Source organism: Sphingopyxis sp. sgz302558 (assembly GCF_057220455.1).
Genome location: NZ_JBXPUZ010000003.1, coordinates 413,145 through 428,437 on the forward strand (window position 1 = coordinate 413,145; position 15,293 = coordinate 428,437).

A 15,293-nucleotide genomic window follows, 5' to 3' on the forward strand; every position below is an offset into this window, starting at 1 on the left:
TTGGGAATGGGGAAAGAAAGAGCGGTGCTTCGACAAGCTCAGCACAGACGGGAGTTGGAAACAGCTACTCCGCGGCAATCGCAAATTCGACGCGTTGCGGGCCGCGGATGACAGTGCCAGGAAACACTCCCTGGCACACGCCATCGCGGAACGTCACCTGCCCCGACTTGACCGTCGCGACATAGCCATCGGCGCGCTGCAACAGGCGCTTACCGCCGGCGGGCAAGTCGAACGCCAGCCATGGCTTGCCGAGTTTCAGCTTGTCCATGTCGATCACGTTCAAGTCGGCGAGATAGCCCGGCGCAACCAGCCCGCGATCCTCTAACCCATAGAGCAGCGCGGTATCGCGGCATTGGCGCTTGACCGCTTCTTCGAGCGCAATACGGCCGCCGCGCTTACGGTCGCGCACCCAGTGCTGAAGCATGAAGGTGGGACTGGCGGCGTCGCAAATTGTGCCGCAATGCGCGCCGCCATCGGACAGGCTGTTCACCGTATCGCCGCTGCGCTGCAAAGCTTCGAGGAAATCCAGATTGCCATCGGCATAGTTGAGGATGGGCAAATAAATGAACCCCCGCCCATCGTCGCGGCATAGCAGGTCGTAAGCATATTCCTCGCCCGACACGCCGGCTGCTTCGGCGCGCGCGAGGATGCTTTCTTCTGCCGTCGGTTCATAGTCGAAGTCGGGGTCCATTTCATATTGCATGCCCCAGCCGCCCGCGACGACCATGACGAGGCCGATGATGTCGGGGTTGACCTCGCTCATGTCATTGCTTTCGGACAAGAGCTGCGCCTTGAAGGCGGGGTCGAGCAACTTCGCCTTTTGCTGCTCCCACGGCAGTTCGGCGATGGCGACATAGCTGGGGCGAAAGCGGAAGGGGTGGACGGTGCCCTGCCACGCCATGACGATGCCGTTGCCGCGCAGCGCGATCTGCGCGACGATATTGGCACCATTATCGTTCTCTGCGCGCATCGCGGCGATCTGCTCGTCGAGCGGCATTTCCTTGGCGATGCTTTGCAGCGCGGCATAGGTGCAGGGCAGCCCGGTTTCGCGGCTCAATGCGCCCATCCAGCCAAATTCGTCCCATTCGCGACGCATGTCGCTGGCCATTTCGAACACGCCATGTCCTACACGCCCCATGGCGCGGCCGATGGCGATCAGCTCTTCCTTGGTCGCGGTGGTACCGGGCACCACCTCGCCATCGACAGAGCGGTGGAGCACGGTGCGGCTGGTCGAAAAGCCGAGCGCGCCCGCACGCACTCCGTCTTCAACGATGGCCGCCATAGCCGCGATATCGTCGTCGGTCGGGATTGCGCCGGGCTGTTCGCGGTCGCCGAGCACATAGGCGCGCACCGCGCCGTGCGGGACATGCGTGCCGACATCGATGGTGCGCGGCAGTTTTTCCAGCGCATCGAGATATTGGGGGAAGGTTTCCCAATCCCACGTCATCCCTTCGGCAAGCGCGGTGCCCGGGATATCTTCCACCCCTTCCATCAGGCCGATCAGCCAATCGTGGCGGTCGGGTCGCGCAGGCGCAAAGCCGACGCCACAATTGCCCATGACGACAGTGGTGACGCCGTGCCACGATGACGGTGCCATTTCCTGATCCCACGTCGCCTGGCCGTCATAATGGGTGTGGATATCCACAAAGCCGGGGGTAACGATCTTGCCACTGGCGTCGATTTCCTCGCGCCCTGGCCCCAGATTGTCGCCAACCGCGATAATGCGGTCGCCGTTGGCCGCGACATCAGCGCGGCGCGGCGCGGCACCGCTGCCATCGACGACCATGCCGCCGCGAATGACCAGATCATACATTGTCCGACTCCCGCTGTTTTGGTTTTGATACGAAACCTAACATAGCGATGCTGCTTGGCAAGCCTCAGGCCGCCAGCGGCTCCAATCGGAACCCGTCATAGCCCGCCGCGACCACCGCGTCGCACGTCTCGACATAGGCAGGGAAGCCGCCCACATAAGGGAGGAAAACGCGCGGTTTGCCCGGCACATTGGCGCCCATGTACCAGCTGTTAGCGAGCGGATAGAGAGTAGTGTCGGCAACTTCGGCAACATGCGCCACCCACGCGGCTTCAGCCGCCTCGGTCGTTTCGATGGTGGCGAGCTGGCGCTGCTGCAAATGGCCAATAGCCGCCGCAATCCAGTCAACATGCTGTTCGATCGACATCACCATATTGGTGAGCACCGACGGGCTGCCGGGACCAGTAATCGTGAAGAAATTGGGGAAGCCGGCGACCATCAGCCCCAAATTGGTCACCGGACCGTCGGCCCATTTTTCCGCCAGCGTCATCCCGCCGCGCCCGGTGATGGCAATCTTGCCCAGCGTGCCCGTCATGGCGTCAAAGCCCAGCGCGAAAATGATGGCATCGCACGGGTGCTCACCCGCGCTGGTGCGGATGCCGGTGGGGGTGATGCGCACAATCGGCGTTTCGCTGATATCGACCAGCGTCACATTGTCGCGATTATAGACCTGGTAATAGCCGGTATCGACACACAATCGCTTGGTGCCGAAGGGATAGCTTTTGGGCGTCAGCTTGTCTGCGACGACCGGGTCCTGCACCACCTCGGCAATCTTGCCCGCGACCCAATCGGCAATGACCTTATTGGCGGCGAGATCGACGCCAACATCGGCGTACGGCCCCCCAACGCGAAAGCCGCCGTCGCGCCAGCGTCGTTCACACTCCGCGGCGCGTTCCTCCGCCGTTGCCTCCAGCGCCAGCGCCTCGGTCGGGTCATTCCAAAAGGCGAGCGGCTCGGCCCTGGCGCGCGCGCGATAGGCGGCGCGGTCGGCATCCCAGGCTGTCTGTTCGGCCTCGCTGAGCGGCCGGTTGTGGGCGGGGACACTGTAATTGGGCGTCCGCTGGAAGACCGTCAGATGTGCGCATTCGGGCGCGATGGTGGTGATGGTCTGGATCGCAGACGAGCCTGTGCCGATGATGGCGACGCGCTGACCGGCGAAATCGACGCCGCGCGCGGGATAGTCGAAGGTCGAGTAGATCGCGCCCGCGAAATCCTCCTTGCCAGCGAAGTCGATGGGCTTTGGTTCGGACAGGCAACCTGTCGCCATGATGCAATAGCGCGCACGATACTCGTCGCCTGCGTCGGTAGTGACGGTCCAGCCAGCTGCGACTTCGTCAAAGCGGGCGGCGACGACGCGCGTTTCGAACTGGATATCGCGGCGTAGGTCATAGCGGTCGGCGACATGGTTGAGGTAGCGCAGCAATTCGGGCTGCGCGGCATAGCGTTCACTCCACCGCCATTCGCGCTCCAACTCAGGGTCAAAGCTATAGCCATAATCGCGGCTTTCGATATCGACGCGGGCACCGGGGTAGCGGTTCCAATACCAGGTGCCGCCGACCCCCGCCCCCGCCTCGATCACCCGCGCGTTAAGGCCCATGCCGCGCAATTTGTGCAGCATATACATGCCGGCAAAGCCCGCGCCGACGATGATGGCGTCGAAATCCGTGTTGGCCATGGCCGATCTCCCCTCTCCCGCGCCAAAGCTATCACTGCATGGTCAATTATCCCAGCGTGCCTTTGCGTGGTCCCAGATAGCCGAACAAATAGGCCGCCACTTTGCGCATCTGAATTTCTTCTGCGCCTTCGGTGATGCGATAGCGGCGATGGTGGCGATAGATATGCTCGAACGGTTTGTGGCGCGAGTAGCCGATGCCGCCATGCACCTGCATCGCGCGGTCGGCGGCTTCACAGCACAGGCGGTTTGCCCAGTAATTGCACATGCTGACCTTATCGGAGATGGCGTGCTCAATTTCCTTGTGCGGCATGTTATCCATTTCCCAGGCCGTCTTGCGGATCAGCAGGCGCAGCATTTCGGCCTGCGTCGCAAGCTCGACGAGCGGGAACTGGATTGCCTGATTCTTGGCGAGCGCTTCGCCAAAGGGTTTGCGCGCGCGGGCGTAACGGACGCTTTCTTCGATGCAATAGACGGCGGCGCCCAGCGATGAAGCGGCCTGGCGGATGCGGTTCTGGTGGACGAAACTTTGCGCGATCGATAGGCCGCCGCCCACCGGGCCGAGCCGGGCGCTGTCGGGCACCCAGACATCGGTGAAAGACAGGCGCGGGTGATCGGTGGGCATATTAAAGGTCCACAGATATTCTTCAATCACCAGCCCCGGCGACGGATTGGGCACCAGCAGACAGGTGATGCCGCGCGCCTCGCCATCATTGCCGTCGGTGCGGCAAAAAGTCGCACAGTGGGTGGCGACGTGCATACCGGTGATCCACATCTTGCTGCCATTGATACGCCAGCCGTCGACGCCATCGCGGCTCTCGCGCACCGCGCGGGTTTCCATATGCGTCGCGTCGCTACCATGATCAGGTTCAGTGAGGCCAAAGGCGGTGATGCGTGTCCGGGCAAAGCCGCCGAGGATAAACTCCTGCTTCTGCTCTTCGCTGGTCGCGAACTGTTCGAACATTTCGACGAAGGGAAAATTGCCGACGATGCTGTGTTCGTTCTGCAGGTCATTGTGCAGACCTAGCCCCTTGGCGGCGAGATGTTCGCGGATCACCGCCATCCACAGGTTCGACCCGTCTTTCCCGCCATATTTTTTGGGGGCCGAAAAGCGCCAATGCCCCGCCGCATCGGCGCGCTTGCCCGCTTCACGCAGCAATGCTTCCCATTCATGGCGCGGCAGCCCGTGATTGTCCCAATCGGTGCGCGCATGTTCGCGGCGGTGGTCGAAGAAGCGGATGTTGTCGTCCGCCGCAACCAGCGGGTCGATTTCGCGTTCGATAAAGGCGTCAAGCTCGACGAGATAGGCTGCAAGGTCGGCGGCTACGGCGAAATCCATGAACTATCCTTCCGCTGCAATCTTGCTGAGCGCTCGCTCGAAAGCCTCCGGGGGATGCCCGCCCGAAATCACATATTTGCCGTTGATAATGAAGGTCGGCACTGCCTGAACACCTTCGCGCCGCCAGTAATTTTCCTCGGCACGAACTTCGCTAGTATAACGGTCCGAGGTAAGGATAGCGGCAGCTTCGATGGGGTCTAGCCCGGCGGCAAAGGCAGCTTCGGCGAGCACCCTGTGGTCACCCATATCGCGCCCTTCGGTAAAATGCGCCGTGAACAGTGCCATTTTGAGTTCGCGCTGCTTGCCCAGTTCGCCTGCCCAGTGGAGCAGGCGGTGGCAGTCAAGAGTATTCCAGATGCGGCTGTCTGGGCCGCTGTTCATCGCAAAGCCGACCTCCGCCGACCGGCGTTTGATCTCGTCGCGGATTGCAATACCCTCGCCCGGCGGACGGCCATATTTTTTGGCGATATGCTCGCCGACGTTCTCGCCATCGCGCGGCATGTCGGGGTTAAGTTCGAAGGGATGGAGGGTGACGTCGGCAGTGATCCCGCCCAAACGCTCAAGCGCGGTTTCCAAGCTGCGGATGCCGATGACGCACCAGGGGCAGACGACGTCTGAGACAATGGCAATGTTGAGTTTGGTCATTCGGGCGCTCCCCATTTTTCGCGCGCTTGCGCCAGCGCGGGATATTTGGGCATATCGCCGGCCAGCTTGTCGAGGCAAGTCCGCCGCAGCCGCGCAAGCAGGCCCGGCTCGCAAAGCGTCACCTCGCCGGTGAGCAGCGCGTCGGCCAACGATTTGTCGGCATAGTCCACCGGCCGTTCAAGAGCGCGCGCGGTGATGCCCAGCGCGTTCATTGCGACCGCGACCATGAATTTGTCGCGTCCCTGCACGCCGGGCTTGATGTCGCTGGCCAACCATTCACGCACGGCGGTGACAAGTTCGGCAGACGTTGGTTCGCCGCTGCGGAGGGGGATGGATGGTGCGGGCGGGGGTATGGGGCAGCTACGCTCAGTCTCAGGCGCTTCTTCCTCTAGCAGCAGCAGCAGGTCGAGTTCCTGCTCGGCGGTGCGCCGGGCGACGACAACGCGCTCCAGGCTGCGGTCGGCACCGCTGCGCCATGCCGCGCCCATGCCAAGGCAGCCCATTGCCCACCACAGGGTGCGATATACGAGCCAGAAGCGGAAGCGCGCGGGGTCAACTTGGCCGCCGCCGGCCGCCCGATAAGCGCCGAAAAACGCCTCCAGCGATCCAAGCCCGAAAGCCGGCAAATCCGGTCTGCCAAAGCGCCAGACCGTCATGCAACCATAGGCGAGGTCTTCGTGGAGGTCACCGCGATGCGCCAGTTCCCAGTCGAGCACGGCGGTCAAGCGGCCGTTATCGACCAACAAATTGCCCATGCGAAAATCGCCGTGCACCATCACCAACGGGTCGGCGGGCGAAGGCAAATGGTCCTCGCACCATTTGATCGCCAGTGCGATAATCGGCCTGTCACCGCCATAATCGGCGAAGCGGGCTTTAAGGTCAGCGAGCGCAGCAGCAACGTCCATGACTGGGATAGCAGCGGGCACTTGTGCTGCTGGCAACGCATGGATTTGCGCCAACGCCTCCGCTGTTTCCGTGAGCAATGTTGGCGACGGCGCCGCTAGGATTGTGGCGGGATTGGCGTCGCCTGCCACGCGCCGCATCACATAGCCGCTCCCTAATCCATCGCCAGCCCCCAGCACCGCCACGACTTCGGGCGCGCGCACCCCGGCGCGGTGCGCGGCGTTAACCAATGCAGCTTCAGCAGCATGATCATAAGGGCGGTCGGCGACATAATCGGCGCTGGGCGCGCGGCGCAGCACATAGCCGCTCTGTTCAACTGGATCACCCCAGTCGAAAGCCCAGCTTTCCATGCTTGCTCCGCCCGACAGGCGTGCCATCCCGGACAATGCACCATTGCCGACCGCACGGGTCATCACAATGGCTAGCTGTTCAGCAATCTCCGTCCCCATGTGCGCCATCGTGGGACGCGATGCGGGCCATGGCAAGCCCCGCCCTAGGCGCGCTGCACAGTTACTGACTGCGCGATCATCTGTGCCGAGCCAAAAATGGTCATGAAACCCACATCGGTGGCATCGCGGCCAACGGCAATACGCACCAGATGGGTTTCTGGGACCAGTCGTGTCGGATCAATCAAGTGCCAACTGCCGCCCAGATACACTTCAACCACCGCATGGAAATCAGGTGGATCGAGATCCAACGCATAGGCCGATACCATACGCGCGGGAACATCGGCAGCGCGGCATAGCGCGATCAGCAGATGCGCATAGTCGCGACATACGCCCTGGCGCGAAAGGAACGTATCAGCCGCGCTGGTCGATATGTCGGAACTGCCCGGTACATAGTCGAGCTCGGCATGCACCCATGCCGCCATATCAAGCACCTGTTGCCCCTTGGTTGCCGCTTGAAACCGCGTCGCCACAAAGTTGGCAAAGCGATCAGACGGGCAATAGCGGCTGGGCATCAAGTAAGAGATATAGGCTGGCGGAAGTTGATTGTGCGCAACAACGTCAAGCGTAGCGATCGCTATCGGAGCCCGCGCAATGGTTGCGGTTGCTACATAATTGATCGCGATTCGTCCCTCGGCGTGCAGCCAGGTACGCCGTCCTAGCCCGTCCATCCCCTCAATAGTGGTGAGCGGGCCGCTGCCCTTAACGCGCAGCAAGTCATGCTCGAGTTGCTGATCAGGCATGGGAATCGCCTCTATCGCCAACAGCACATCGGCTGGTTGGTCCAACTGATAGTCGAGCGTGGCGGTGATCGATACTTTGGTTGGGGCGTTCGGCATTCGCCGCCCATCGGGCAACAGCGTGGGAGGCGCAAGCAGGGTTTACGGACGGCGCAATCTTTCCTGCGATATCCGGTCATGGCGCTTTGCCGCAAAATGGAGCAGCAGGAGAATAGGAGCTGCCAGCGCGACCCAGTTCCAATCGATCATGCTGTCGAGCCCCCCATCGATATGCATACCGAAATAGGCCAAGACCAGAAAAAATCCGACGGCATACTGGCCTAGCAGATAATAATTGCGCGGGATGCGCGCCTTGGCCGGATCAATCGCCAGCGGCGCGCGCCCGGCGACTGCGGCCTCCAGTTCGTCACGCTGTCGGCGCCACTGGGCGAAATAATCATGTACCTCTATCCCAATGAGTCCGCCTTCGATCAATATGCCAGCGACGATGATACCGACCTTTTTGCCATAGCCCTCAATCCCCAATGCGCTGAACAGGAGCGGCCCCAAAATGGCGGTTCCAATTATCACAGCGGCGGTAATCCATACATTCCGCGGCAGGTCCGCCAGCATCGCCTCGATCCGCTCATGGGCGGCAGCACGCCATGCCTCCAGCTCGTCGTCGCCAACACGGCGCGGCCGGCCGGCGCGGTCGATATAGGCGGTGCCCATCGGTGTTTCCACAAACCATCGGGCAAAGCGCGCGCGCTCAGTTGTGCGCAAGGCATCAACCTGCTTTGCGTTCACAAACTGCATCATCAGGCCGCGCGGGCCGCTGCGTGATACAGCGGCGCGATTTCCAGCCGGTCGCGACCTTTAGCTTTTGCTTCATAAAGCGCCTTGTCGGCAGCACGATAGAGCGCCAGCCATTCGCCCTCACTGCCGCCCAGCCACCCGGTTGCCGCGCCCATCGACACGGTGATACGCTGGCCGCCTGCGGGAGGAAGCGCCCGCACCTGATCGAGCAGCCCGGTATGATAACGGCGATCATCGGCGTCACTGGGATAGATAAGTGCAAATTCCTCGCCGCCGATGCGCGCGGCCAGCGCGTCGCGGCGACGGCCCGCCTCGATCATCTCGGCAATGCGGCACAACACCTGATCGCCCGCGCTATGCCCGATGCTGTCGTTGATGCGCTTGAAGTGATCGACGTCAATCAGCACCAACCGATACATCCCCGCCTTTTCCGGCGGAGGGCAGACGGTGCGCATCAGAGCACGGCGATTGCTCAGACCTGTTAGCTCATCGGTATCGGCCTGATGTCGGGCTTCGGCGACGTCGGCGCGCGCCGAATCACGCTGCGCCTGCACTTGCCGGACACGGTGCGCGATGATCATCGACGACAGCAAAGCTTCGGCGCTCATCGCCACCAAAGTTGCGTTGTCGAGCCAGAAGCTTTGCGGAATCAGCCCAAAACCATGGAGAAGACGGCTTGTATTGAACAGGACTGGCACCATCCAAGCGATAACAAACAACCGTTCGATGCGGCCGCCGCTGTACCAGCCGCGCGCAAACATGGCGACGCCGACAGCGAAAAGCAGAGCGTAGGAGGTGAAATAGACGCGGTCGAGCAGGGCGACTTGCCATGGTGCAAGCGTTGCGAAGGCAACAGCGGAAATAGCAACGATGGCACCGCTCGCTACCACCAACCAGTCGAACCAGCGCGCAAATCCGCGATCTCCCAAGAAGGCACGCACGAACCACAAGGCGCAAATCGCGGTGGCCGCTAGCCCCAAATAGTTGAGTCGCAGCCGCAGATTGTTGTCGATCGCCGGGAAAACCTGAGCCAAGGTAGCTGACGACGTGATGGCATAGACCAGACAAGCGGCAATCATCGCCCCATAGGCACGCAGATAGTCTTCCCGCAGTGCGCGCCACAGCACCATATGATAGGTCAGCAGCGCAAGGCAGAGCCCTGCAAAGCCGCCATAGAGAGCAGAGCGCTGGGCATCGGTGCGCGCCACATGTTCGCCGCTGGCAAGGTGCGGCCCCAGCAAAATTCCGCGCATGTTGCCCGAACCATTGATCCGTAGCAGTAGCGTTTGTGCCACTGCGCTACGGCGCAGCGTGACCGTGTAGATACCGCCAATGTTGACGAAACGGCCCGAGCCGGCGGTGGGTACGTCGAACCGGTGTACTGGCCCGTCGGCATAGGTCGCCAAAATGGTCGCCCCGCTCTGCCACACACTGGTCCAGCGCAGCCGGTTGGCGCCCATGGGCGTATCCCTGGGAACCTCCATCCGGATCCAATAGTCACCCGGGCCGAAGGCGGTCTGTTTGGTCGTACAATCGAATGCCGTAGGCTGTGCAATCAGCGCATCAGCAAGATCTCCAGGCTGCACGCGTTTGATGCAGGGCTTGAGCGCAATACGTATGTCGGCGCGGGCGCGCTCTTCGGCATGGTGGTCGGCGTAAGCCGGAGCCGTCATCGCCCCTGCCGCAAATAGCAGCATGACCAAATGCGTGATAACGCGCAACAAATAGCCCCCGAACATGCAGCTGCGATAACCCAGCAAGGAAAAAATGGAGTTAATGGGGGGGGAAGCGCACACGCATTGCGGTGCCGGTGAACGCTGCCTATGCTGCCCGAAAACGGGACAGGAGCATTACATGGCTATCGCCGACCAACAGCGCGTGGGATCGCCATTTCACGCCAAATCGACCGGGACAGAGGTGCTTACGGGGATCGACCTCAGCGGCAAAGTCGCCATCGTCACTGGCGGCTATTCGGGCATTGGATTGGAAACCACCCGCGCACTTGCGGCGGCTAGGGCCAAGGTGATTGTTCCGGTGCGCGATCCGGCCAAGGCCGAGAACGCGCTCGCGGGTGTAGTGGGCGATGTCAGCAGCGCTGCGCTGGATCTGGGCAACCTCGGCTCGGTGCGCAGTTTTGCCGCCGATATGGCGGACAGCCTGTCGCGGCTCGACATTCTGATCAACAACGCGGGCATCATGGCTTGTCCCGAAGCTCGCGTTGGGCCGGCGTGGGAAGCGCAATTTGGCACCAACCATTTGGGGCACATGGCGTTGACGCTAGGGCTGATGAAACTGCTACAGCGCACCGAAGGCGCGCGGGTGGTCGCGCTGTCCTCGACCGGGCACAAGCGCAGCGGCATCCGCTGGGACGATGTGCATTTCACCGCCGCGCCCTATGACAAATGGGACGCCTATGGCCAATCGAAGTCGGCCAATGCGCTGTTTGCAAACACGCTGTCGCGGCGGCTGGCACCGTCAGGCGGGCTCGCATTTTCGGTGCATCCTGGCGGCATATTCACCCCACTGCAGCGCCATTTGACGGTGGAGGAAACGACCATGCTTGGTTGGACCAACGCCGACGGCACGCCCTCAGAGCTCGCCAAACGCGGATTTAAAACACCCGAGCAAGGCTGTTCGACCAGCCTTTGGGCCGCGACCAGTCCGTTGCTGGTGGGCAAACCCGGCGTTTATTGCGAGGATTGCGAGGTGGCGGTGCCGACTGACCCTGCCAGCCCGATGGCGCGCTACGCGGGCTGCGAGGCCCATATCTGCGAAGACGAAGCCGCCGAACGGCTTTGGTCGATGAGCGAGACGATGCTGGCAGAGGCGTAGTTAAAGCGCGCCATAGCTCCGGTAATCCTCCACATGCGCGTTGCTGCGCTGGAAGGCTGTAAAGCTCATGCTCGCCGACAGGTCGAGCGCTTCGATCTGGTGCCACCAGCCGACGGGCAGAAAGATGGCTTCGCCGGGGCCGAGGATAGTTTCCAGAACTGGGGGTCGTTCGGCATCGCCGGGGCCATGGGGCAGTGCTTCATTGCCCCAATCAGAAAAACAATGTTGGCTGTTCTTCATCCGATCGCTGGCCCAGGGTGGAGCGAGGCGGACGCGTTTGCGGCCCATCACCTGCACCAGAAGATTGTTGGTGAGGTCGTGGTGCCACGGCGTGAGGGTCCCGCGCGGGCCGAGCCAGAAAAAACCTTGGCGATGGCCACCGTCGGCGAGCAGAGCTATCGGCGCAAGGTCGTCCCACAGCGACGCCAGCGCAGCCGCATTGGTGCCGCTGTTATAGGCGGTAAGGTAGATGTCATTGCTGGCTTCGTCCCTGCGCAACCAGTCGATGAATTCGCCAAAGCGCAGCAGCCGCCGGTGATCATCCTTGGCAAGCTCATAAGCCGGGTCGCGCTCGCGTTCGACCTGCGCCTCGACAATAGCATCGCCGCAGCGCGCGGCAAAATGGTCCAGTGACCAATGGGTCAGCGCAGACCAATGGTCGATCATCCCGGTCAGCTTGACGGGACGTCCAGCGTCATAAAAAATGCGGTAGAAATCGGCAGGCACTATCGCATTGACCTCGTCAAGCGCAAAGCCGCCTTCGGCCTCCATCGCTAACCGCCGTTGGTTGGCGAGCAGCCACTGCTGTTTGGCCATCCGCTCCGCCAGACGGCGCAGCGCGGCGGCGAAGGGGTCCTTGTCCAGCCGCCCGATCTCATAGCGCGCGGCAGCGGCGGAAATGCCTGCCGCAGTCAGACGCGTCAGCAGCGCCGCATCATCCTCGCCCGCCGTGAGCCCCTCGGCCAGCAGGCTGCGTTTATCCACTTCTGCCATGACGCTGGCCAAGCCGAGAAAGATGACAAACGCGTTACGTCGGCTTACCGCTTCAGTTTGTCCCGGTCGCCGCCGCTTCCATTTCCCCGCTCTGGATGAGCCAATCGGGATGGTCGGATTGCACCGCCGCCATGATCCGGTCCATGGCCGCAGCGACCTCATCTCCCTCGGCAGCCCGGTCACGCGCCACTATGACTCGGCGCGCCTGCCTGTCGATCACCAGCTGGTCGCGAGCAATCAGGCCCCCAGTCATCAGCCCGGCTGCAATTGCGCGGATTGATTCGTCACGATTTTCGAGTGCCGCGATGCGGTTCTGCAGCCGCTCTTCGATTTGCACCGCGGCGTCGGTTTGCTGGCGCATCTGTACGATGCTGACGCGCGCCTCACGGTCCAGCTTCTTGCTGACCACGGCGGACAGTCGGCGCGGCAAGGTTGGCGAGTAGCGGTCGACAATCACCACGCCATCGATGGCAATGGCTTCCGCCTCCGCACGGACCGTTAGCGTGTCGATGCGGTCGTCTTCGCCCATCAGTCCACGCAACTCCGCTTGTACAACCGACCGCGCCCGCACTTCGGCAGCGATGGAATTAAGTGACAAGGCGAGCGGGATCGACAAGAGACCGATCACCGTCAAGCTGCCGACCATTTGCATCGCGGTGTGCTGTGGCGTCAGGTAGGGGCCGAAATGGTTCAGTCGCGCAACAAGCGTCGCGGCCAGCGCGATCGCCAGCGTGTTGGTCAGAAACAGCAGGCCAGCACCCGTCGCAAACTCTGGGCGCCATGTGGCCAACCCGAACCCCACGGTTGACAGTGGCGGGACAAGCGCGGTGGCTATGGCCACGCCGACCATTACCCCCGATAACCCACGCATAATGGCGAAAACACCGGCAATGCCGCCAACGACCGCGACCCCAAGATCAAGCAAGGTCGGCTGGGTGCGCGCCCGCAGTTCAGGTGTGACGTCGGCGATGGGTGACAACCAAACGATCACCATAGCTACCAGCACAGCAACAGCAATTCCGGCGGCAAGTGTGACCAGTGACCGCTTGATCAGCCCGGCTTCCAATGTCGCCAGCCCAAAGCCGATGCCCATGATCGGCCCCAGCAGCGGCGATACCAGCATCGCACCGATGACGACGGCCGTCGAGCTTTGCAACAGGCCCAAAGTGGCGATTGCCGCTGACAGGAGCACCAGCAGCAAAAACTTGCGGTCCAGCCGGGCATCGCGGGCGACCCGCGCGAGCAAGAGTGCCCGGTCGAGCTTGCCGCCTTCCTCATCGTCGTCAGGTAGCGCCGAGAATCGACCGCCCGCCGAAAACCCAGCTTCGCCGCGATTCGCTGAGGGCTGGTCGGGCGACAAGCTCCTTTGCCGAGATTACAGCTTGCCGGTCAGTTCGGGCACAACATTGAACAAATCGCCGACCAGTCCCAAATCGGCGACCTGGAAGATTGGTGCATCCTCGTCCTTGTTGATGGCAACGATGGTCTTGCTGTCCTTCATGCCCGCGAGGTGCTGGATCGCGCCGGAAATGCCGATAGCGAAATACACCTCAGGGGCGACGATCTTGCCGGTCTGGCCGACCTGATAGTCGTTGGGGACATAGCCCGCATCGACCGCCGCGCGGGATGCGCCCAGCGCCGCACCCAGCTTGTCGGCCAGCGGAACGATCACTTCCTGATATTTCTCCGATGAGCCCAGCGCACGGCCGCCCGAAACGATGATCTTGGCGCTGGTCAATTCGGGGCGTTCGGATTTGGCGATTTCCGCGCCGACAAAACTTGAAACGCCCGCGTCGCCACCGGCAGTGACGGCTTCCGTCGCAGCCGATCCGCCGGTTGCGGCTGCCTTTTCAAAAGCAGTGCCGCGCACAGTGATGACTAGTTTGCTATCGCTAGATTCGACCGTGGCGATGGCGTTGCCGGCATAAATCGGACGGGTGAAGGTCTTGGGGCCTTCGACCGAAATGATTTCCGAAATCTGCATCACGTCGAGCAAAGCGGCGACCCGCGGCGCCACATTTTTGCCGGTCGTCGTGGCGGGCGCAACGAAGGCATCGTGATGGCCCATCAAATCGGCAATGACCGGCGCGATATTTTCAGGCAGATTATGGCCGAAGGCAGCATTGTCGGCGACGTGCACCTTGGCCACGCCCGCAATCTGTGCGGCAGCGCTGGCGACCCCGCCTACACCCGTTCCGGCGACCAGCAAATGAACTTCGCCAAGCTTCGCAGCAGCGGTGACAGCGGAGAGCGTCGCGTCCTTCACCGACGCGCCATCATGTTCAACCCAGACGAGCGTTTTCATGCGCCAACTCCCATGGCTTTCAGCTTTTCAACCAGCGTGTCGACGTCGGGCACCTTGATGCCCGCCTGCCGCACCGGCGGCTCCGACACTTTGACGGTTTTGACGCGTGGGGCGATATCGACGCCATAATCCCCCGGTGCAGTGACGGCGAGCGGCTTTGATTTCGCCTTCATGATGTTGGGGAGCGAGGCATAGCGCGGTTCATTGAGGCGCAGGTCGGTGCTGACAATCGCGGGCAGCTTCAGCTTCACCGTTTCTAGACCACCATCAACTTCGCGCGTCACCGCGACATGATTGCCATCGACTGCGACGGCGCTGGCAAACGTGCCCTGCGGCCAGCCGGTCAGAGCACCGAGCATCTGGCCGGTCTGATTATTGTCGCCGTCAATCGCCTGCTTGCCGAGGATGACCATGCCGGGCATTTCGGCGTCGCAAATGGCCTTGAGCAGCTTGGCAACGGCGAGCGGTTCAACCTCTACCCCATCTTCCACCTGCACCAATATCGCGCGGTCGGCGCCCATCGCGAGCGCGGTGCGCAGCGTTTCCTGCGCCTTGGCGGGCCCAACGGACACGGCAACAATCTCGGTCGCCACGCCCTTTTCTTTCAGCCGAATCGCTTCTTCGATGCCGATTTCGTCGAACGGATTCATCGACATTTTTACATTGGCCAGATCGACGCCCGTGCCGTCGGCCTTGACCCGCGGCTTGACGTTGTAATCGAGCACCCGCTTCACCGGCACCAAGATTTTCATCGCGTCAGCTCCATCTCACTTTGCTGCACTACGCCATATTTTGCGTTTACGTAAACGTCAA

Annotated in this window: 13 protein-coding genes; 1 reads left to right on the forward strand and 12 read right to left on the reverse strand. The window is 62.0% G+C overall.

Going from position 1 to position 15,293, the window contains the following annotated elements:
* Positions 1-64 precede the first annotated feature (64 nt).
* The 8 genes from AC2TC0_RS12645 to AC2TC0_RS12680 form a co-directional block, all read right to left on the reverse strand.
* Positions 65-1,813, reverse strand: a complete 1,749-nt coding sequence (locus AC2TC0_RS12645; RefSeq protein ID WP_484717876.1) for an N-acyl-D-amino-acid deacylase family protein — start codon at positions 1,811-1,813, stop codon at positions 65-67.
* Between the two features lie 64 nt (positions 1,814-1,877).
* On the reverse strand, positions 1,878-3,485 hold the full coding sequence (locus tag AC2TC0_RS12650; protein ID WP_484717877.1) for a flavin-containing monooxygenase: 1,608 nt from the start codon (positions 3,483-3,485) through the stop codon (positions 1,878-1,880).
* A 46-nt stretch (positions 3,486-3,531) separates the two neighbouring features.
* Positions 3,532-4,821, reverse strand: coding sequence for an acyl-CoA dehydrogenase family protein (locus AC2TC0_RS12655; protein WP_484717878.1), 1,290 nt, complete (start codon positions 4,819-4,821; stop codon positions 3,532-3,534).
* 3 nt (positions 4,822-4,824) lie between these two features.
* Positions 4,825-5,466 carry a DsbA family oxidoreductase gene (locus tag AC2TC0_RS12660; RefSeq protein WP_484717879.1) on the reverse strand — a complete coding sequence of 214 codons (642 nt, stop codon included), beginning with the start codon at positions 5,464-5,466 and terminating at the stop codon, positions 4,825-4,827.
* A complete protein-coding gene (locus tag AC2TC0_RS12665) occupies positions 5,463-6,818 on the reverse strand; it encodes a phosphotransferase (protein WP_484717880.1) in 1,356 nt (451 codons plus the stop codon). The genes AC2TC0_RS12660 and AC2TC0_RS12665 overlap by 4 nt, the downstream gene beginning before the upstream one ends.
* A gap of 44 nt (positions 6,819-6,862) precedes the next feature.
* Positions 6,863-7,654: a transglutaminase-like domain-containing protein gene (locus AC2TC0_RS12670; protein ID WP_484717881.1), complete on the reverse strand. Its 792-nt coding sequence runs from the start codon at positions 7,652-7,654 to the stop codon at positions 6,863-6,865.
* 42 nt (positions 7,655-7,696) lie between these two features.
* Entirely contained in the window at positions 7,697-8,353 is a 657-nt protein-coding gene (locus AC2TC0_RS12675; RefSeq protein ID WP_484717882.1) for a hypothetical protein, read from the reverse strand.
* Complete coding sequence (locus tag AC2TC0_RS12680) at positions 8,353-10,089, reverse strand: GGDEF domain-containing protein (RefSeq protein ID WP_484717883.1); 1,737 nt, start codon at positions 10,087-10,089, stop codon at positions 8,353-8,355. The genes AC2TC0_RS12675 and AC2TC0_RS12680 overlap by 1 nt, the downstream gene beginning before the upstream one ends.
* Positions 10,090-10,204: 115 nt before the next feature.
* On the opposite strand from AC2TC0_RS12680, the gene AC2TC0_RS12685 reads away from it, so the two are divergent.
* Positions 10,205-11,182, forward strand: coding sequence for an oxidoreductase (locus AC2TC0_RS12685; RefSeq protein ID WP_484717884.1), 978 nt, complete (start codon positions 10,205-10,207; stop codon positions 11,180-11,182).
* Here AC2TC0_RS12685 and AC2TC0_RS12690 read toward each other — a convergent pair whose 3' ends face one another.
* The 4 genes from AC2TC0_RS12690 to AC2TC0_RS12705 are packed head-to-tail and all read right to left on the reverse strand — an operon-like array spanning position 11,183 to position 15,232.
* Entirely contained in the window at positions 11,183-12,175 is a 993-nt protein-coding gene (locus AC2TC0_RS12690) for a cupin-like domain-containing protein (protein ID WP_484717885.1), read from the reverse strand.
* A 52-nt stretch (positions 12,176-12,227) separates the two neighbouring features.
* Complete coding sequence (locus AC2TC0_RS12695; protein WP_484717886.1) at positions 12,228-13,535, reverse strand: DUF389 domain-containing protein; 1,308 nt, start codon at positions 13,533-13,535, stop codon at positions 12,228-12,230.
* A 15-nt stretch (positions 13,536-13,550) separates the two neighbouring features.
* Positions 13,551-14,480 (reverse strand): electron transfer flavoprotein subunit alpha/FixB family protein, encoded by a 930-nt coding sequence (locus tag AC2TC0_RS12700; protein ID WP_484717887.1) that lies wholly within the window; start codon positions 14,478-14,480, stop codon positions 13,551-13,553.
* On the reverse strand, positions 14,477-15,232 hold the full coding sequence (locus tag AC2TC0_RS12705) for an electron transfer flavoprotein subunit beta/FixA family protein (RefSeq protein ID WP_484717888.1): 756 nt from the start codon (positions 15,230-15,232) through the stop codon (positions 14,477-14,479). Before AC2TC0_RS12705 ends, AC2TC0_RS12700 begins: the two co-directional genes overlap by 4 nt.
* Positions 15,233-15,293: the final 61 nt, after the last annotated feature.

Bases quoted from the DNA above. Each gene is read 5' to 3' on its own strand.
- AC2TC0_RS12670 (WP_484717881.1), bottom strand. From the start codon at position 7,654: ATGCCGAACGCCCCAACCAAAGTATCGATCACCGCCACGCTCGACTAT.
- AC2TC0_RS12645 (WP_484717876.1), bottom strand. From the start codon at position 1,813: ATGTATGATCTGGTCATTCGCGGCGGCATGGTCGTCGATGGCAGCGGT.
- AC2TC0_RS12660 (WP_484717879.1), bottom strand. From the start codon at position 5,466: ATGACCAAACTCAACATTGCCATTGTCTCAGACGTCGTCTGCCCCTGG.
- AC2TC0_RS12665 (WP_484717880.1), bottom strand. From the start codon at position 6,818: ATGGGGACGGAGATTGCTGAACAGCTAGCCATTGTGATGACCCGTGCG.
- AC2TC0_RS12680 (WP_484717883.1), bottom strand. From the start codon at position 10,089: ATGTTCGGGGGCTATTTGTTGCGCGTTATCACGCATTTGGTCATGCTG.
- AC2TC0_RS12700 (WP_484717887.1), bottom strand. From the start codon at position 14,480: ATGAAAACGCTCGTCTGGGTTGAACATGATGGCGCGTCGGTGAAGGAC.
- AC2TC0_RS12650 (WP_484717877.1), bottom strand. From the start codon at position 3,485: ATGGCCAACACGGATTTCGACGCCATCATCGTCGGCGCGGGCTTTGCC.
- AC2TC0_RS12685 (WP_484717884.1), top strand. From the start codon at position 10,205: ATGGCTATCGCCGACCAACAGCGCGTGGGATCGCCATTTCACGCCAAA.
- AC2TC0_RS12655 (WP_484717878.1), bottom strand. From the start codon at position 4,821: ATGGATTTCGCCGTAGCCGCCGACCTTGCAGCCTATCTCGTCGAGCTT.
- AC2TC0_RS12705 (WP_484717888.1), bottom strand. From the start codon at position 15,232: ATGAAAATCTTGGTGCCGGTGAAGCGGGTGCTCGATTACAACGTCAAG.
- AC2TC0_RS12675 (WP_484717882.1), bottom strand. From the start codon at position 8,353: ATGATGCAGTTTGTGAACGCAAAGCAGGTTGATGCCTTGCGCACAACT.
- AC2TC0_RS12690 (WP_484717885.1), bottom strand. From the start codon at position 12,175: ATGGCAGAAGTGGATAAACGCAGCCTGCTGGCCGAGGGGCTCACGGCG.